Origin of the sequence: Izhakiella australiensis (genome assembly GCF_002006995.1) — a bacterium.
Lineage (GTDB): Bacteria > Pseudomonadota > Gammaproteobacteria > Enterobacterales > Enterobacteriaceae > Izhakiella > Izhakiella australiensis.
Genome location: NZ_MRUL01000001.1, coordinates 263162 through 281521 on the forward strand (window position 1 = coordinate 263162; position 18360 = coordinate 281521).

Genomic DNA, 18360 nt, shown 5'->3' on the forward strand with positions numbered 1-18360 from the left:
TATGTCAAAGGATCCTTTTCAGGAACGAGAAGCGGAAAAATATGAAAACCCGATCCCCAGTCGCGAATTTATTCTCGCGCATTTAGATAAGCGCGAAAAACCCGCCAGCCGCGAAGAGCTGGCGCAGGAACTCAATATTACAGGCGACGAACAGCTCGAAGCCTTGCGCCGCCGTCTGCGCGCGATGGAGCGCGACGGGCAGCTGGTGTTTACGCGTCGGCAGTGCTATGCCCTGCCGGAACGCCTTGATTTGCTCCGTGGTAACGTCATCGGCCATCGCGATGGCTTTGGTTTTTTACGCATTGAAGGCAGTAAAGACGATCTTTATCTCTCCGCCGAGCAAATGAAAATGTGTATGCACGGCGATATTATTCTGGCGCAGGCAATGGTTGCCGATCGTAAAGGGCGGCGCGAGGCCCGCGTCGTGCGCGTGCTGGAGCCGCGTAACAGCCAGATTGTTGGCCGCTATTTTACCGATGCCGGCGTAGGTTTTGTCGTACCGGATGATAGCCGTTTGAGCTTCGACATCCTGATCCCGCCTGAAGCGATAATGGGCGCGCGTATGGGGGCGGTGGTGGTGGTTGAGCTTGAAAAGCGGCCAACCCGTCGAACCAAAGCGATTGGCCGCATTATTGAGATCCTCGGTGAAAACATGGGGACCGGGCTGGCGGTTGATATGGCGCTGCGCACCCATGAAATCCCTCACTCCTGGCCGGAAGCGGTTGAGCAGGCGGTTTCCAGCCTTAGCGAACAGGTGCCTGAGTCGGCTAAAAAAGGCCGCGTTGACCTGCGTAATTTGCCATTGGTTACCATTGATGGCGAAGATGCCCGCGATTTTGACGACGCTGTTTTTTGCGAGAAAAAGCGCGGTGGCGGCTGGCGCCTGTGGGTGGCAATTGCCGACGTTAGCTATTACGTGCGCCCAGGCAATGCGCTGGATGAGGAAGCTCACAGCCGTGGCACTTCGGTTTACTTTCCCTCTCAGGTAGTGCCAATGCTACCTGAAGTGCTATCAAACGGCCTGTGCTCGATCAACCCGGACGTTGACCGCCTGTGCATGGTGTGCGAAATGACCATTTCCGCCAGCGGTAAGCTGACGGGCTATAAGCATTATGAAGCGGTCATGCGCTCTCATGCGCGCCTGACCTACACCAAGGTATGGCATATTCTGCAAGGGGATGCCGAGCTACGCGAGCAGTATCAGCCGCTGGTTAAGCATCTGGAAGAACTGCATCGCATGTATCAGGTGCTGGAAACCGCGCGTGAACAGCGCGGGGGTATCTCTTTCGAAACGGAAGAGGCCAAGTTCATCTTCAACGCGGAGCGTCGTATCGAGCGCGTGGAGAGGGTGGTGCGCAACGATGCGCACAAGCTGATCGAAGAGTGCATGATTCTGGCGAACATCGCTTCCGCTCGCTTTGTCGAAAAGCATGATGAACCGGCATTATTCCGCGATCACGATCGGCCGAGCGATGACAGTATTACCGGCTTCCGCACGGTGCTGAATGAACTGGGGCTGACGCTTCCCGGCGGCAGTAAGCCGCAGCCGATTGATTATGCCGCGCTGCTGGAACAGATAGCCGATCGTCCCGATCGGGAGATGCTGCAAACCATGCTGCTGCGCTCAATGAAGCAGGCCGTTTACGATCCGGAAAATCGTGGGCATTTTGGCCTGGCTCTGACCTCTTATGCGCACTTTACCTCGCCGATCCGTCGCTATCCCGATCTGCTTTTGCATCGGGCGATTAAATATCAGCTGGCGAAGCAAAGCGGTGAGTTGCAGGGTAACACTACGCCTACGGGCGGCTATCACTACAGCTTCGAAGAGATGCTGCAGCTGGGTCAGCACTGCTCAATGACGGAACGACGCGCCGATGAAGCGACGCGTGATGTCGCTGACTGGTTAAAATGCGATTTCATGCAAGACCAGGTTGGCGAAGTGTTTGAGGGCGTCATTGCCAGCGTTACCGGATTCGGCTTCTTTGTACGGCTGAACGACCTGTTTATTGATGGTCTGGTACACGTGTCGACGCTGGATAACGATTATTATCGTTTTGACGCCGTCGGACAGCGCCTGATCGGTGAGTCGGGAGGGCGTACCTATCGCCTTGGCGATAGCGTGGAAGTGCGGGTTGAGGCGGTGCACATGGATGAGCGTAAAATTGATTTTGCCCTGATCTCCAGTAGCCGCAAGGTGCGTGGCGCCGGTAAAACAGCGCGCACCCGCGAAAAGAAAGCAGGCTCGAACAGCGCGCCAGCACGGCGTAAGCAGATGCGTAGCGGAGTAAATTTTGAGCCTGACAACGCTTTTCGTGGCGAGAAAAAGCCGGGGAAAAGCGCGAAAAATAGTCCCGGCAAGAAAGAGAAAAAAGCGCCTAAAAACGCGGCAAAAACCCGTAAAATAGCCGCTGCTACCAAAGCAAAGCGTGCGGCAAAGAAAAATAAAGCCCCGGAGTGAATCACCGGCTTGCTTCGCAGCCCGTCATTACCCGGCGTTATCGTGCAGGATTGAAATGAGTGAAATAATTTTTGGTATTCATGCCGTTCAGGCACTGCTGGAGAACGATCCCCAGCGTTTTCAGGAAGTTTTCGTGCTGAAAGGCCGCGATGATCGTCGCTTACAGCCGCTGATTTCGGCGCTTGAAGTCCAGGGGATCGTGGTGCAACTGGCTAACCGCCAGTGGCTGGATAAAAAAGTAGAAGGCGCGGTTCATCAAGGGATAGTCGCGCGCGTGAAACCCGGTCGTCAGTATCAGGAAGGCGATCTGTTGGATCTGATTGCCACCCTTGATACGCCTTTTTTATTGATTCTCGATGGCGTAACCGACCCGCATAATCTGGGCGCCTGCCTGCGTAGCGCCGACGCGGCCGGTGTGCATGCGGTGATCGTGCCGAAAGATCGCTCGGCGCAGCTGAATGCAACGGCAAAAAAAGTGGCCAGCGGCGCGGCGGAGAACGTGCCGCTCATTCGCGTGACCAATCTGGCCAGAACGATGCGCCTGCTGCAGGAGGCCAATATCTGGATCGTCGGTACCGCCGGCGAAGCGAGCCACGACCTCTATCAGAGTAAAATGACGGGGCCGATGGCGTTGGTGATGGGCGCGGAGGGTGAGGGAATGCGCCGTCTTACCCGCGAACATTGCGATGCATTAATGCGTATTCCTATGGCCGGCAGCGTCTCGTCGCTGAACGTATCGGTCGCCACGGGGATTTGCCTGTTTGAAGCCGTGCGCCAGCGTAGCGCGCGCTGATACCCGCCCGTCGGGATAACCATCCCGACGGCTCACTGTGCTTTTTCCTTTTCTCCTGCGTTATCTCCTCCGGCAGCCTGTATAGCGGCCAACTACACTTACTTCAGGCATCTGTGAGAAGGGAGATGACGATGACCTGGAATACCCATAGCGTTTTTAATCAGCCGCGCCCGCTGAATAACAGTAATTTGTTCGTGTCCGACGTTCCGCTGCGCGAGGCGCTGGCGCGTGAGGGCGCCGGCTGGGATGGCGATTTGCTGGCATCCGTCGGACAGCAGCTCGGCAGTACGGAGTCGCTGGAATTGGGACGGCTGGCAAACGCGAATCCGCCGGAGCTGCTTCGGTTTACCCCTCAGGGGGAGCGTCTGGATGACGTTCGCTTCCATCCCGCCTGGCATCTGCTGATGCAGGGGCTATGCGCCAACCGGCTGCATAACCTGCCCTGGCATTGCGATGCGGTTCCTGGAGCCATGGTGGCGCGCGCCGCGCGCTTAATTTTGCATGCGCAGGTTGAGGCTGGCACCCTGTGTCCGGTTACCATGACCTTTGCGGCTATTCCGCTGCTGTTTGAACATTTGCCCAGCGACTTTAGCGCCTGGCGCGAGGGATTGCTGTCAGATCGTTACGATCCGCACCTGTTGCCGGGCGATCGAAAAAGCGGTCTGCTGATCGGCATGGGAATGACCGAAAAGCAAGGCGGCACGGACGTGTTAAGCAACAGCAGTCGGGCGGAGCCGCTTGCCGGGCGTGGGAGCGGCGAGCGCTATCTGCTGACCGGCCACAAATGGTTTTTCTCCGTCCCGCAAAGTGATGCGCATCTGGTGCTGGCACAGGCGAAAGGGGGGCTTTCCTGCTTCTTTATGCCGCGTCTGCTGCCGGATGGCAGCCGTAATGCGCTGCATATTGAGAGGCTGAAAGAGAAGCTGGGTAATCACTCCAATGCCAGCAGTGAAGTCGAGTTTTGCAATGCCAGCGCCTGGCTCATCGGTGAGGAAGGGGAAGGCGTTCGACAGATACTGAAAATGGCTGGCCGTACCCGTCTCGACTGCGCGTTGAGCAGCCATGGTTTAATGCGGCGCGCCTTCTCTGTCGCGCTTTATCACGCCCATCAGCGTCAGATTATGGGTAAAAATCTGCTCGACCAACCGCTAATGACGCAAGTGCTGAGTCGACAGGCGCTGGTGCTGGAAGGCCAGACGGCGCTGCTATTACGTCTGGCGCGGGCCTGGGAGAATATGCAGGATGCGAATTCTGCGCTGCTGGCACGCCTGCTGACGCCCGCGGCAAAATTTGTTATTTGCCAGCGAGGAATCGCCTTCGTCGCGGAGTCGATGGAAGTGCTGGGCGGCATTGGTTACTGTGAGGACAACGAGCTGCCGCGCCTGTACCGTGAGATGCCGGTCAACAGCATCTGGGAAGGCTCTGGCAACGTTATGTGCCTTGACGTGCTAAGAGTGCTGAAAAAGCAGCACGGACTGGATGAGTTACTGGCGCAGCAGCTGGCAGAGGTCAAGGGCGTGAATCGCCATCTTGATCGCTTTGGCCGGCGGATGCTCGCCATGACGACAAAGGCTGATGAGCGCTATGCGCGTGAGCTTACGCGGGATTTACTGGCGCTGGCTAGCGGTATTCAGGTCGTAAAAGATCTTGAGCCTCCGCTGGCCGATGCCTGGTGTCGGCAGCACCTGACCGCGCGGGGCGGCGAGGTGCTGCCGGAAGCGGTTTGCCGTCGTTTACTGAGCAGAGCTTGCGGAGGCTGATGCTGGTGGTGGGCCGTAAAGATTCGCAGTGGCGTACCAGAAGCCTGGCCGGATAGTTTCCTCGAGCGCCAGAATCAGGTAATAAGCAGCATGAACTGAATCAGCCCGGGCTTTTATCGCCCGCAGTGCATCGTCCGGCGAGCCGGGAAGCGTTACGCTATAGGTGCCGAGCTCTGGCAGGTTAAACCGCTGCGCTTTAGTAATTTCCTGCGCGTGGTCGGTTGGCGGCGGCGGTGGCTGGGGCGTGGTTTTAAAAGCACTACAGCCGCTCAGCAACAGCAGCAGACAAAAAAGCGTGGCGCGCATGACGTTGTTCTCTGTGGTCAGGATAAGGGTCAGTGTACGCTAATTTTATTTAGCTGTTGATGAAACCGCTTCAGAGCACCGGGGTTTATTGACCCACCGGTAAAATAATAACGACAGCAGCGCGAAAGGCGCCAGATTGCACGACGGACAGTGGCCGCTTTGTGAGTTTTCCGCTTAATTTTTACTAAGGAATGTCCATGATTGAATTAAACGTAGAAAACTTCGCTGGCATTGAGTGCCTGCACGCTACGCCTGCGGGTAAGCAGCAAACGGCGTTGCCGACGGTGCTTTTCTGGCATGGTTTTACCTCCTCAAAAGAAGTTTATGCCTACTTTGCGGTTGCGCTGGCGCAAGCCGGATTTCGTGCTCTGTTGCCGGATGCTCAAATGCATGGCAGCCGTTACAACGGCGATACCGAAGCGCGGCTAAGTCATTTCTGGTCGATCCTGAAAAATAATATTGATGAGGTGCCGGTTCTGCTTCAGGCGCTGAACGAACGCGGGCTGATTGACCAGCAGCGGGTTGCCGTTGGCGGCGCTTCACAGGGCGGGATGACGGCGCTGGCCGCGCTGGCTCGTTATCCTGAACTGCGCTGCGCCGCCAGTATGATGGGATCCGGTTATTTTCTCTCGTTGAGTCACCAGCTCTTCCCGCCGCTTGCCGTGCGCTCGCCGCAGGAAAAACAGCGCTTTGAGCAAATTATGGCGCCGCTGGCGGAATATGAAGTGGGCCACCAGCTGGATAAGCTGGCCGATCGGCCCCTGCTTGTCTGGCACGGCGATGCCGATGAAGTGGTGCCGGTAGCGGAAAGCGTCAGGCTGGAAAAAGCGTTGCGCGAAGCCGGTTCAGACCATAATCTCACCTGGCTGACGGAAACCGGGGTGGGACACCGCATCACGCCATCAGCGCTGACGGCCTTTACGGCTTTCTTCGGCCATCATCTCTGACGCTATCGGCGCAGCGCCGCCGCCATCCTCAGCGTAAAACATGGCAGGCCAGTTATGGCGCGCGCCGGCCGCAGGTAAATAACGCGATATTATGACTATTTTACCTTGAGTTTCGCTGGCCGTGTCAGTATGATTACGCGTCAATTTTTTCAGTCGCATTTACAGGTTGTGCCGCCGGGCCGTTTGTTAACGCAAAAAACTTCGGGACACAGCCTACAACGTTCCTTGCTTCCATGGGCCGCGACTGACCCTGACAGGAGGCTGAATAATCCGTAAGGAGCAAATTTGATGCGTCATTACGAAATCGTATTTATGGTTCATCCTGACCAGAGCGAACAGGTTCCTGGCATGATCGAGCGCTACACTGGTGCTATTACCGGTGCGCAGGGCACGATCCACCGTCTGGAAGACTGGGGCCGCCGTCAGCTGGCTTATCCGATCAACAAACTGCACAAAGCCCACTACGTTCTGCTGAACGTTGAAGCGCCGCAGGAAGTTATCGACGAGCTGGAAAACAACTTCCGCTTCAACGACGCCGTTATCCGCAGCATGATTATGCGCGTTAAGCACGCGGTAACTGAAGCATCTCCGATGGTTAAAGCGAAAGACGAGCGCCGTGAGCGTCGTGAAGATTTCGCTAACGAAACCTCTGATGATGCAGATGCTGGGGATTCTGAAGAGTAATTCCCGTGGCGACTAACCGACTGCAGCTGTCTGGCACCGTTTGCAAGACGCCGGTTCGTAAAGTCAGTCCTTCAGGGATTCCACACTGCCAGCTGGTGCTTGAGCACCGCTCAATGCAGGTGGAAGCCGGTTTTAACCGGCAGGCATGGTGCAGAATGCCCGTTGTTATCAGCGGCAGCGCTCACCAGGCCATTACTCACAGTATAACGGTCGGCACGCAGCTTACGGTGTCAGGTTTCCTTAGCTCCCATCAGGGAAGCAACGGCCTGAACAAACTGGTACTGCATGCCGAGCAGATTGAATTGATAGATTCTGGAGACTAGCCAAATGGCACGTTATTTCCGTCGTCGCAAGTTCTGCCGTTTCACCGCGGAAGGCGTTCAAGAGATCGACTATAAAGATATCGCTACGCTGAAAAACTACATCACCGAAAGCGGTAAGATTGTACCGAGCCGTATCACCGGTACTCGCGCTAAATACCAGCGTCAGCTGGCTCGTGCTATCAAGCGCGCGCGTTACCTGTCCCTGCTGCCGTACACTGATCGTCATCAGTAATCGGTTGCTGTCCATTAACGACTTTAAGAGGATAAGGTAATGCAAGTTATTCTGCTTGATAAAGTAGCCAACCTGGGCAGCCTCGGCGATCAGGTAAATGTTAAAGCGGGCTATGCTCGTAACTACCTGGTACCGCAGGGCAAAGCTGTTCCGGCTACCAAGAAAAACGTTGAGTTCTTCGAAACTCGCCGTGCTGAACTGGAAGCTAAACAGGCTGAAACTCTGACTGCTGCCAACGCTCGCGCTGAGAAAATCAACGCGCTGGGCAACGTCACCATCGCTTCTAAAGCGGGTGACGAAGGTAAACTGTTCGGTTCTATCGGTACCCGCGACATCGCTGACGCAGTAACTGCGGCCGGTGTTGAAGTGGCGAAGAGCGAAGTTCGCCTGCCGGAAGGTGTTCTGCGTAACACTGGCGAGCACGAAGTAAGCTTCCAGGTACACAGCGACGTTTTTGCAAAGCTGACTGTGAACGTTGTTGCCGAGTAAGTTTTTACTTATGCGGTAATGTGAAAAACGCTGGCCCAGGCCAGCGTTTTTTTATGCCTGTGTGGTGGCTTCGCCGGCTAACTTATTCATACCGTCCGCCCGGCAGCGGCCTTTCACGCGTTTTATTATTGCAATAGCATGTTTATATTTTCTATATAGCTTTATCTGTCATTTTTAGGCAATAAAAAAATAATTATTTTTATTGATAATAATTTGCTGGCGAATGATTGGCTGGCAGGTAAATAATTGCAAATCAGTTGAGTCGTCTCTGCCGGTGTGCTCTAATGCCCTGGTGTCAGGCTACCGAGGACAATTTTAATCCGCAACGACGAGAAGCAATACCGCGGATATATTGGAAATATTATGAACAAGGCGTTCAATTCATTCAGTATTACCGTAGTTGATTCAATTCCAATCCTTTCCTCTCCTTGCAGCGAGAAACTCTGGACGGCCGCGCTTTAGCCCACTCCTTCTGCGTATGCGTTACCTGTCGAGCCGTTATCTGCCGACCGGTAAGCTTTCACTAATACCTCTATTTTTTATTACCTGATAAATAAGTCAGGTTTTCCTGGTATGCAGGAGGATATATGCGTTACTGGATATTATTAGGGCTGGCAATTTTTGCCGAAGTTATCGGAACCTTATGTTTGAAATGGGCAAATCATAATGAAAGCCCGGCAGGCTATGGTGTGATGATGGTGATGATTTCTCTGTCCTATATTTTGCTCACGTTTTCAGTGAAGAAAATAGCGCTGGGTGTTGCTTATGCGATGTGGGAAGGGATTGGAATTGTGCTGATTACGCTATTTAGCGTTTGGTTATTTAAGGAAAGCTTGTCGCCGGCGAAAGTGATTGGCTTACTTACCTTGATAACCGGCATTGTGCTTATCAAGTTTGGTACCACCCGATCGGTAAAAGCAGAAGAGGTGCCACATGCAGCACGCTGATTGGGTTTCAATGGGCTGGCTGATGCTGGCCATCGTACTGGAGATTGCAGCGAACATTTCGCTAAAATACGCCGATGGTTTTCGCCGGCCGTTGTATGGAATTATCTCTTTAGTTGGGGTGCTGGCCGCTTTTAGTGCTCTGGGGCAGGCGGTAAAAGAAATCGAACTGTCGGTGGCTTATGCTATCTGGGGTGGTTTTGGCATCGCGGCAACCGTGGCAGCAGGCTGGGTTTTATTTGGTCAGCGGTTGAATAAAAAAGGCTGGCTGGGTGTAGGCGTACTGCTGGCGGGAATGATCATTCTCAAGCTGGCGTAGCGGCGTCGCCGCCAGCCAGTGCGGGAAAATCCCCCTCCCGATTTACTTCACGCGGATAAAACTGCCGTCTGGCTGACGGGTAAACAGCGCCGGGCCGTCATTGCCTTCCACGGTCAGCCCGGTAACCACGCCCTGCGCATCAATGCGCACTTTTACCGTCTGGCCGCGTTGCAAGTTACTCAACGGTTTACCGTCGCCTTCGACCCGGGCCATCGCGAATACATCACTGACTTGTAGATTGTTATCGCGAAAAAGCTGTGCCAGGGTCTGTCCGTTGGCCACTTTGTAATCGTGCCAGCTGCCCTGTGCGTTATTTTCCGGCGGTGTATTATTTTCCGCCGGGACAGTTTGCGCAGGCGCGCTGTTATCGCTTTTAGGCGGTTGCTGCTCCCCATTATCAACCATATTGGCCTGCAGCGCGGCGTCATTATTGTGCTGTGCGGAGCTGGCAGGCGGCGCGTTAACCTGCTGCCGTGATGCCGGCGAAGGCCAAAGAAATGCAATCAATATCAGTGCAATGCCGGCAATGATGCCCCGGCGGTGTGCCAGCGGCAGCGGGTCCATCCAGCGCAGATCGGCGGGCAGCAGCCACAGCCGGTGAAACATTTCGGTCAGGCCTTTGCGGGGCATGGCATCCTCCTGTTGGCATTGTTCACGCACATCTGTATGATTCCCGCTTTTTGTCGCCGGGTAAATGCGGGCGCTGGGTAGCGTTTTGCGCCGCCTGGCTACGCGTCTTACTTTTACCCTGAAACTTGATGGTCAACGTATTAAAATTTAGGACATTATTGTTTCCTTTTCTCTGCTAAATGTCATCTTTCGCTGCTGAGATTTTACGGCTGACTCACGCACTGTTATGCTTCGCCTTCGATTTGATTATTGATAAAGGTAAATTCATGACGACCCCTTCTTTTGACAGCACAGAAGCACAGGCAAGCTACGGTATCGGCTTACAAGTAGGACAGCAGCTGCTGGAGTCCGGATTACAAGGGCTGCAGCCGGAAGCGCTGCTGGCCGGTTTACGTGATGCGCTTGAGGGAAATGCTCCGGCGGTGCCTGTCGATGTGGTCCATCGTGCATTGCGTGAAGTACATGAACGCGCTGATGCCGTGCGGCGTGAGCAGCAGCAGTCGATGGCGGCAGAAGGGCAGAAATTCCTTGAAGAAAATATCAAGCGCGAAGGCGTCAGCAGCACCGAGTCTGGCCTGCAGTTTAGCGTCATTACCCAGGGCGAAGGCCCAATCCCTTCGCGCCAGGACCGCGTTCGCGTTCACTATACTGGCAAGCTGATCGACGGCAGCGTATTTGACAGCTCGGTGGCGCGCGGCGAACCGGCCGAATTCCCGGTTAGCGGTGTGATTGCCGGCTGGATTGAGGCGCTGACGCTGATGCCTGTTGGTTCAAAATGGCAGTTGGTGATCCCGCATAACCTCGCCTATGGCGAGCGCGGCGCCGGCGCTTCTATTCCGCCGTTCAGCACGCTGGTCTTTGAAGTCGAACTGCTGGAAATTCTGTAAGATTCCCGCCAGTACGGGCGACATTGCTGTCGCCCGTTGATCGCTATTTCTGCAGGTTAACGCGATAAATCGCAAACCCTATTTCATCGTTTTCCAGTCGCTTCATCGGATACTGCGCATGGCTTTTGATAAAGGCGCTGGCTTTATCGCCGGGCGAGGTTTCAACGCGCACGTCGAGCTGTGTGTTGCTGTTAACCGGAGCCAGGCGCCAGTTACCATCAGCCTGAGGCTTAACTTCACCGTGCTGTTGGGTTTGCTGGCGAATATAGTTAGCCAGCACCGAGCGATTTTCATCCGGTGAAGAGAAGGCGACATGCCCATCGCCGGTGCCGGCGAATTCTCCTCCCCAGGCGCGGTAATTATTGGTTGCCACCAGGAAAATCTGCTCCGGGTTTACCGCTTTACCTTCAAAGGTTAGCTGCTTGATACGCGAGGCGTTGGCGTTAATCAGCTTGCAGTGGCTGTCGTAGCGCGCGGGTTGGGTGACATCGATCTGATAGTTTACGCCGTCAATAACGTCGAAATTATAGGTCGGGAACTGCCAGTTAATTAGCGATTGAGGCTGGCTGCTGTCAGGATCGATGCGGTTAAATTGTACCGCCGCGCATTCCAGCCACTCCTTCAGCTCACGACCGCTGACTTTTAACGCCACCAGCGTATTGGGATAAAGGTAAAGATCGGCGGCGTTACGGAATGTCATCACCCCTTTTTCAACTTCGACATAGCCTGCGGGATCGTTTTTTCGTCCGCCGGCTTTAAAAGGCGCCGCAGCGGAAAGGACCGGATATTTTTCCAGATCCGGATCACCCTGAATGTAGTGTTTAACGTAGTCGCGCTGGGCATTGTTGACTATCTGCACCGTGGGATCGTCCTGAATCAACGCCAGGTAGCTATACATTACGTCAGCTGACTTGCCGAGCGGTTGACTGACAAATTTACGCGTCGCATTGTGATCGTCCGCCATCACTTTCACCAGCGCCGGATCTTCCGTTGCCAGCGATTTTTTGGCGATCGGATCGTAAATCGGCCGCGCCTGCGCTTTGCCGGAGGTTACCCGCCACTTGCCATCGTTAAGCTCAAGTACCAGATCAACCACGCCAAGATGATCTCCCCACATGCCGGGCATAACCGCAGGCACGCCATTCAGCGTACCCTGAGTGATATCCGCGCCCTTAATGTCGGCAAATTCTTTGCCGGGAAACACTTTGTGCGCATGACCAAACATGATTGCATCAATGCCCGGCACCTGGCTGAGATAGTAAACGGAATTTTCCGCCAGCGCATGCCACGGATCGCTTGATAATCCTGAGTGAGCAACGGCGATCACCACATCCGCACCGGCTGCCCGCATTTTTGGCACCCATTGCTTTGCGGTTTCAGTAATATCGTTGACCGTGACCCGTCCTTGCAGATTAGCCTTATCCCACACCATAATCTGCGGCGGCACGAAACCAATATAGCCGACCTTCAGCGCATGGGGTTGCCCCTGCCGATCTTTGACCTTCAGCGTTTCAATCAGATAGGGAGTGAACTTAGGCTTATTGCTGTGAGCGTCGATAATATTGGCGTTTATATAGGGAAAACGCGCCCCGGAGATGGCTTTTTGAAGGAAATCAAGGCCATAGTTGAATTCATGGTTGCCGAGGTTACCGACGTTGTAATGTAGCCGGTTCAATGCCTTATAAACCGGATGCGTCTCTCCCTGCTTTAATCCCCTGGCTGCCGCATAGTCGCCGAGCGGGCTGCCCTGGATGATATCACCGTTATCCACCAGCACGCTGTTAGTCGCTTGCTTTCGTGCCTGCTCGATCAGCGTTGCAGTACGGACCAGACCGAATTTCTCACTGCCTTTGTCCTTGTAATAGTCAAAATCCATCATATTGCTATGCAGGTCGGTGGTTTCCAGAATGCGGAAATCAACTGTTGCGGCATGAACGGTTGCGCTGATTAGCAGTGCGGCCAGCGTTATCCCTTGTTTAAACATCAGGCTATCTCACGGTGGTTTTCAATATGTAATAAACATCGCAAAATACAGTGAAATTGTTACATGTATTCTTACGAAACTGTGAAGGCGATCGTGAATTTATCGCAGTTGATTGCTGGATTCAGGTGAGGCGATTGCCGTTCAGTATGAGGTTTTTCTGGTTTATCCCATTAGCGTCAAGCAAGCCAGCAGAAATTCGCTGCTCTGCCCTTCGCTATTGCGCGCCCGCTAGCGATATTTCCACCGGCCCCTGGCCCTGATGTATTCGCCTCCGGCGACCGACGGGGGGATGAATCCAGCAGGGACACAATGCGGATAACTCAGCGCTGAACTCTGGAATTGGTAACCACAACGCCACCTCCAGCCACTATCGCCTTCAGGTTGCGCAATTAATATCACATAAGATGTTGCTATTAATAAAATGAAAGGTTAAAAATCATTCTGCAATATTTAGTAAAATATTTCGCTGACGTAACCTCTTCTTTAAATTTTTGGGAAAAAAATCATGAAAAATAGGGTCCTTGTTATCTTATCCCTGCTTGTTTTGAGTGGATGCAGCACAATGTCTTCTAATGAAGCGATTCCTCCACTGCAGGCTGAAACGGCAAAAATGCTGGGGCTTGGTTCTTCTGATGAGATAACGGTTACAAACGTATCGGCCACCAATCCGGATACGCTGGGGTCTCAGATGTTGTCTTACCGTGCAACCACCGATAAAGGCCGTATTTTTGACTGTAAGTCCCAGATGATTCCAGGAATCCTTGGCCAGGAACCGGTCGTTACCGTGCCAAAATGCACCCCGGTTACCGTGCATAAGTAAAAGTTTTTCCCGTCTGCATGCCAGGCGGGAAAAATGGTTATGCTCCATTAGCGGCGCAAAGTCAGCAGAAGTGGCCTTGCTGATTATGTCGTCGGTCAACAGATAACCTTGTTCTGCAGATGGCGATTCATCATTTTGCGGATGTTGATATTACCCTCTACATATCATCTGAACCCGTCCAATACAGGGAAAGCTCGTCCGAGTACGCCTGAATAATTAGAATCCCGCTATCGGTCTTACCCTGCATTTGATGTTACGTTTATCCTGCTCAACCCGGTTATCAAGATATTTCCAGCGACGCCTGCCTCGATGTTCGTTTCAGCCATTCGCCAGCGGCGACCGACAGTTTATTTGGCAGCTACATGCGACAGAACCCTTTACGCTTGTGGTCCGGTGATGATTATGTTAATAAAATCAACAAATAAAAACGAATATTTACCGTCACGCCCCCACAGAAGCCAGGCGCGAACAGCGTGTAATGCTATGATCATAGGTATTCGCGTACTGCAGCAGGTAAGGATGACGGAAACGCAATATTAACGAGGTGGAATATGTTAGAGCAGATTTGCCAGCTGGCATACAAAGCAGGTGATGCCATTATGGAGGTCTATCAGGGGAACGCGCCGATGGCGGTCAGCCAGAAGTCTGACGATTCGCCGGTCACCGCAGCAGACATCGCTGCCCATCGCGTGATTCTGGCGGGTCTGAACGCACTGACGCCCGACATTCCGGTATTATCTGAAGAGGCGCCCCCGGCCTGGGAAGTACGTCAGCACTGGCAGCAATACTGGTTGGTCGATCCACTGGATGGCACCAAAGAGTTTATCAAACGCAACGGTGAGTTTACGGTAAATATCGCGCTGATTGAGGCGGGTAAACCGGTGATGGGCGTCGTCTATGCTCCGGCCTCCGGCGTGATGTATCTGGCAGCGCAGGGGAAAGCATGGAAAGAAGAGAAGGGAAGTCGCGCGCAGATACGCGTTTGCGACGCCGTTCCGCCTTTAGTGGTGGTTAGCCGCTCGCATCGCGATGATAAAGAACTGAACGAGTACCTCAAACAGCTTGGCGAACATCAGACCGTGTCGATTGGCTCATCGCTGAAGTTCTGTCTGGTCGCGGAAGGTAAAGCCCAGCTTTATCCGCGTTTCGGACCGACTAATATCTGGGATACCGGCGCCGGGCACGCAGTTGCCGTTGCGGCCGGCGCCCACGTTCACGACTGGACCGGGCAAACGCTGGATTACACGCCGCGTGAGTCGTTTCTCAATCCGGGCTTTCGCGTTTCACTATTCTGAGCCGGTAGACCCCGGCTGAACGGGCCATCGGGCGGCCCGTTTTACCCTGGATGGCGGTCTTTATTCCTTCAGTAAGGATTTAATCAGCACTATTACCTGATGCGTTTCATCCTGCGTCAGAGCGCCATCTTTTGCAAAGCGTACCCGTCCCTGCTTATCGAGTACCGCGATAGCCGAACCGCCGCTTTTCAGCTGCCAGGCTTTTTTGGCGACGCCGTTGCTATCAACAATAAACTGCGACCAGGGATACTGCTTTTTATTACTTTCAATGCTGCTACGAACAAACATTCCGGTGCCGGGGATGGCGTCATCGGTGTTGACGATAGTGGTGGTCTGATAGCGATCGTGCGGAAAACTCGCCGCCTTTATAGCTTCAACCAGTGCCGCATTCATCTCTTTCGCCGAGGAGCGGCCAGCAATGTGCTGAATGACGCGTACTTTTCCCGCCAGCCTGGCGCTGTTCCAGCTTTGGTAACTAAATTTATCTGCGGTAAGCATGAGCTCACCTTTGTCACTAATACCGATAGCCGGAACGCGCTGATCTTCAACGAGATTATGAGCAAAGGCTGTGAAAGGTAAGGCTAATGAGAGCAGCAGGGCAGGTAAATAAGTAATTTTCATAATATTTCCTTTCACAAAGTGATCCGACCAGATGTTCGTATTTTTGCAATAATAAACGTGAATACTGACTCTGTCGCGTCGACTTGTCGGCTTTGCGGCAATTAGCACAATTTTGCAACATCATATCGGTCTATACTGCTGACGCGGTGTCTCGCGAGAGATTCATCGGTAATGAAATGTAAAAACAGTAAATTTAATGGTTTTTCGGAACATTGGAAGTCCTGGATGTTCTATAGTTATGCTGCTTTCGTCTCCATGGTGCATACCAATTTGACTATGCCGGAGCGAGCTTGAATCTGGAGTAAGGCATAATGAAAATATTTAAGAAATATAATCCACTGCAAATCGCTAAGTACGTAAAAACGTTGTTCCGCGGCCGCCTTTACATCCACAATGTCGGGGCTTTTGAGTTTGATAAAGGTAAAATCCTTATCCCGCGAGTAAAGGACAAGCAGCACCTGTCTGTGATGTCGGAAATTAACCGTCAGGTTCTGCGGCTACAGCTGGAGTGTTAACAACGCTTTAATATTCCCACCTGCACGCTTTAGTATTACCCGCACCCTCCGTTCTGTATCCTGGGCTGCAACAGCCCCGGATACATGAAACCTCAAGTGAACTTCCTCTGAAAACAGACAAACCAAAGGCAGGACCTCTGGCTCACGGGCGTTTGTAAGCCAGAAGCAGCAAAGGATGAAGGGTTTGGCGGTATTTTTACTCTTCCAGCACTTTTGGCAGCACGGTGCCGGTTACCGTCCGGGGATTTAGTCTGGTCACCAACAGCTGATCGATACGGTAGCTGTCAATATCGACCACCTCAAACTTGTAGCCATGAAATTTGACGAAGTCGGTGCGTTTGGGGATCTTGCGCAGCATAAACATCATGAAGCCGCCGATGGTTTCGTAATTGCCCGACTGCGGGAATTCATCAATATCCAACACGCGCATCACGTCATCAATCGGTGTGCCGCCCTCAATCAGCCAGGAGTTCTCATCGCGGGCGACAATCTGCTCTTCCATTCCCTGACCGACCAAATCTCCCATCAGCGTGGTCATCACGTCGTTAAGCGTAATAATACCGACCACCAGCGCGTATTCGTTCATGATGACGGCAAAATCCTCGCCGGCAGCTTTGAAGCTTTCCAGCGCCTCGGACAGCGTCAGGGTATCGGGGACGATTAGCGCGTTGCGGATCTGTACGCCGCTATTCAGCGTCAGACTCTGGCTTCCCAGTACCCGTAAAAGCAGTTCTTTGGAGTCAACGTAGCCGACGACGCTATCAATATTTTCGTTGCACACCAGGAACTTTGAATGGGGGTAGGAGGCGATTTTATCTTTCAGGCTGGACTCATCTTCATGCAAATCGAACCAAATAATATTTTCACGTGAGGTCATCGACGAGGGGACGGTGCGCGACTCCAGCTCAAATACGTTTTCAATTAGCTCATGTTCCTGTTTGCGCAATACGCCGGCCAGCGCGCCCGCTTCCACCACCGCATAGATATCATCGGAGGTGATGTCATCTTTGCGCACCATCGGGATTTTAAACAGGCGGAAGATCATATTTGCCAGGCCGTTAAACAACCAGACCATCGGGCTGAAGATCATCAGGCAAAAGCGCATTGGGTTAATAATTCTTAGCGCAATAGCTTCAGGCGAAATCATCCCGATGCGCTTGGGCGTCAGGTCGGCCAGCAGAATAAACAGGCTGGTTACCAACACAAAGGAGCTGATAAAGCTTAGCTGCTCCGCCAGCTCCGGCGACATGACCCGGATATACAATGAGCGAAACGCCGGTGAGAATGCGGCATCACCCACGATACCGCCGAGGATCGCTACCGCATTCAGGCCTATCTGCACGACGGTAAAGAAGGTGCCCGGCGTTTCCTGCATTTTCAGCACCCGCTGGGCATTAATGTTGCCTTCATCGGCCAGTAGTTTGAGCTTAATTTTACGCGCGGCGGCCAAAGAGATTTCTGAAAGCGCGAAAAAGGCACTCACTACGATTAATAGCAGTATGACAAGAAAGCTATCTAACATATCCATTCCATATTTCATAAACTTGTCATCTTTGGCCTGGGCAACTGGAGGTTTATATCCGGGTGTCTGGAGCTATCCGTGCCAAAAACGTCTGCGCCGATACGACGAGCGTTTGCTGTCGGGCAGAAAAGATTGACAGGCCGCAGCTGCGGCCCGTGTGCAGATTATAGCCTTGCCTGAGGCGCCTTACAATTGCGGCGGCAGGCAGATACCGGTGCCGGCAAGTCCGCAATATCCCTCCGGGTTTTTATGCAGATACTGCTGGTGATCGTCCTCTGCATAATAAAATAGCGCAGCGGGCGCGATTTCCGTGCTGATAGCCCGATTATCACCGGCTTCGTCCATTGCCTGGCGAAAACGCGTCAGACTGGCCTGGGCGGCGTTGGCTTGCGCCTCGTCCAGCGGATAAATCGCCGAGCGGTACTGCGTGCCGATATCACCGCCCTGACGCATACCCTGAGCCGGATCGTGGTTTTGCCAAAACAATTGCAGCAGCTGCAGGTAGCTGATGATGGCAGGATCAAAAACAATACGCACCGCTTCGGCATGGCCGGTCTGGCCGCTGCAAACCTCAGGGTAGGTCGGATTGGGCGTAAAGCCGCCGCTGTAGCCTGCCGCGGTGCTCCATACGCCAGGCTGCTGCCAGAATAAACGCTCCACGCCCCAGAAACAGCCCATCGCCAGCAACGCGATCGCCATGTTTTCCGGCACGTGCGTCATGGAGTGTCCGGTGACCGCGTGCGTGGCGGCCACCGGCATTGGCGTATTACGTCCTGGCAGCGCATCGGCCTGAGTAATGAGCTGGGTTTTATTGATTTCAGACTTCACGCT

Annotated in this window: 20 protein-coding genes; 14 read left to right on the forward strand and 6 right to left on the reverse strand. The window is 53.5% G+C overall.

Translation table 11 applies throughout. The annotated features are described in order from the left end of the window. The first annotated feature begins 1 nt into the window (after position 1). From rnr to BTJ39_RS01165, 3 genes are all read left to right on the forward strand, one after another. Positions 2–2458 (forward strand): ribonuclease R, encoded by a 2457-nt coding sequence (rnr, locus tag BTJ39_RS01155; protein WP_078000823.1) that lies wholly within the window; start codon positions 2–4, stop codon positions 2456–2458. Between the two features lie 55 nt (positions 2459–2513). Beyond that, complete coding sequence (gene rlmB, locus BTJ39_RS01160) at positions 2514–3251, forward strand: 23S rRNA (guanosine(2251)-2'-O)-methyltransferase RlmB (protein WP_078000824.1); 738 nt, start codon at positions 2514–2516, stop codon at positions 3249–3251. Positions 3252–3382: 131 nt separating this feature from the next. After that, the gene (locus tag BTJ39_RS01165; RefSeq protein ID WP_078000825.1) at positions 3383–5011 is read left to right on the forward strand and encodes an isovaleryl-CoA dehydrogenase; all 1629 of its coding nucleotides are present in this window, start codon (positions 3383–3385) and stop codon (positions 5009–5011) included. Here BTJ39_RS01165 and bsmA read toward each other — a convergent pair. Next, a complete protein-coding gene (gene bsmA, locus BTJ39_RS01170; RefSeq protein ID WP_078000826.1) occupies positions 4985–5317 on the reverse strand; it encodes a biofilm peroxide resistance protein BsmA in 333 nt (110 codons plus the stop codon). The two genes, BTJ39_RS01165 and bsmA, sit on opposite strands and share 27 nt — an antisense overlap. 197 nt (positions 5318–5514) lie before the next feature. Here bsmA and yjfP point away from each other — a divergent pair, with 197 nt between their 5' ends. The 7 genes from yjfP (at position 5515) to mdtI (ending at position 9255) form a co-directional block, all read left to right on the forward strand. Next, positions 5515–6264: an esterase gene (yjfP, locus tag BTJ39_RS01175; RefSeq protein ID WP_078000827.1), complete on the forward strand. Its 750-nt coding sequence runs from the start codon at positions 5515–5517 to the stop codon at positions 6262–6264. 288 nt (positions 6265–6552) lie between these two features. Continuing rightward, positions 6553–6948, forward strand: coding sequence for a 30S ribosomal protein S6 (gene rpsF / locus BTJ39_RS01180; RefSeq protein ID WP_078000828.1), 396 nt, complete (start codon positions 6553–6555; stop codon positions 6946–6948). Positions 6949–6953: 5 nt separating this feature from the next. Then, on the forward strand, positions 6954–7271 hold the full coding sequence (priB, locus tag BTJ39_RS01185) for a primosomal replication protein N (protein WP_078000829.1): 318 nt from the start codon (positions 6954–6956) through the stop codon (positions 7269–7271). Positions 7272–7275: 4 nt separating this feature from the next. Further along, complete coding sequence (gene rpsR, locus BTJ39_RS01190) at positions 7276–7503, forward strand: 30S ribosomal protein S18 (RefSeq protein ID WP_000135199.1); 228 nt, start codon at positions 7276–7278, stop codon at positions 7501–7503. A gap of 39 nt (positions 7504–7542) precedes the next feature. Next, positions 7543–7992: a 50S ribosomal protein L9 gene (gene rplI / locus BTJ39_RS01195; protein ID WP_078000830.1), complete on the forward strand. Its 450-nt coding sequence runs from the start codon at positions 7543–7545 to the stop codon at positions 7990–7992. A 587-nt stretch (positions 7993–8579) separates the two neighbouring features. Further along, entirely contained in the window at positions 8580–8939 is a 360-nt protein-coding gene (mdtJ, locus tag BTJ39_RS01200; RefSeq protein WP_078000831.1) for a multidrug/spermidine efflux SMR transporter subunit MdtJ, read from the forward strand. After that, positions 8926–9255 carry a multidrug/spermidine efflux SMR transporter subunit MdtI gene (mdtI, locus tag BTJ39_RS01205; protein WP_078000832.1) on the forward strand — a complete coding sequence of 110 codons (330 nt, stop codon included), beginning with the start codon at positions 8926–8928 and terminating at the stop codon, positions 9253–9255. The genes mdtJ and mdtI overlap by 14 nt, the downstream gene beginning before the upstream one ends. Before the next feature lie 42 nt (positions 9256–9297). Here the strand turns inward: mdtI and BTJ39_RS01210 are convergent, their stop codons facing one another. Then, positions 9298–9885: a LysM-like peptidoglycan-binding domain-containing protein gene (locus BTJ39_RS01210; protein ID WP_078000833.1), complete on the reverse strand. Its 588-nt coding sequence runs from the start codon at positions 9883–9885 to the stop codon at positions 9298–9300. A gap of 266 nt (positions 9886–10151) precedes the next feature. Here BTJ39_RS01210 and fklB point away from each other — a divergent pair, with 266 nt between their 5' ends. Beyond that, complete coding sequence (fklB, locus tag BTJ39_RS01215) at positions 10152–10772, forward strand: BamJ family beta-barrel-assembly machinery protein (protein WP_078001239.1); 621 nt, start codon at positions 10152–10154, stop codon at positions 10770–10772. Positions 10773–10815: 43 nt separating this feature from the next. Here fklB and BTJ39_RS01220 read toward each other — a convergent pair whose 3' ends face one another. After that, a complete protein-coding gene (locus BTJ39_RS01220; RefSeq protein ID WP_078000834.1) occupies positions 10816–12756 on the reverse strand; it encodes a bifunctional 2',3'-cyclic-nucleotide 2'-phosphodiesterase/3'-nucleotidase in 1941 nt (646 codons plus the stop codon). Positions 12757–13261: 505 nt separating this feature from the next. On the opposite strand from BTJ39_RS01220, the gene BTJ39_RS01225 reads away from it, so the two are divergent. Then, positions 13262–13576, forward strand: coding sequence for a hypothetical protein (locus BTJ39_RS01225; RefSeq protein WP_078000835.1), 315 nt, complete (start codon positions 13262–13264; stop codon positions 13574–13576). 551 nt (positions 13577–14127) lie between these two features. Next, complete coding sequence (gene cysQ, locus BTJ39_RS01230) at positions 14128–14871, forward strand: 3'(2'),5'-bisphosphate nucleotidase CysQ (protein WP_078000836.1); 744 nt, start codon at positions 14128–14130, stop codon at positions 14869–14871. 60 nt (positions 14872–14931) lie between these two features. Here the strand turns inward: cysQ and BTJ39_RS01235 are convergent, their stop codons facing one another. Next, the gene (locus tag BTJ39_RS01235) at positions 14932–15492 is read right to left on the reverse strand and encodes a YtfJ family protein (RefSeq protein ID WP_078000837.1); all 561 of its coding nucleotides are present in this window, start codon (positions 15490–15492) and stop codon (positions 14932–14934) included. A gap of 311 nt (positions 15493–15803) precedes the next feature. Between BTJ39_RS01235 and BTJ39_RS01240 the strand changes: the two genes are divergently transcribed. After that, entirely contained in the window at positions 15804–16007 is a 204-nt protein-coding gene (locus tag BTJ39_RS01240) for a DUF1107 domain-containing protein (protein WP_078000838.1), read from the forward strand. A 196-nt stretch (positions 16008–16203) separates the two neighbouring features. On the opposite strand, the gene paeA is transcribed toward BTJ39_RS01240, so the two are convergent. Together paeA and msrA are read right to left on the reverse strand one after the other, a co-directional pair. Continuing rightward, entirely contained in the window at positions 16204–17529 is a 1326-nt protein-coding gene (gene paeA / locus BTJ39_RS01245) for a polyamine export protein PaeA (RefSeq protein WP_078000839.1), read from the reverse strand. Positions 17530–17715: 186 nt separating this feature from the next. Then, positions 17716–18357 carry a peptide-methionine (S)-S-oxide reductase MsrA gene (msrA, locus tag BTJ39_RS01250; RefSeq protein ID WP_078000840.1) on the reverse strand — a complete coding sequence of 214 codons (642 nt, stop codon included), beginning with the start codon at positions 18355–18357 and terminating at the stop codon, positions 17716–17718. Positions 18358–18360 lie beyond the last annotated feature (3 nt).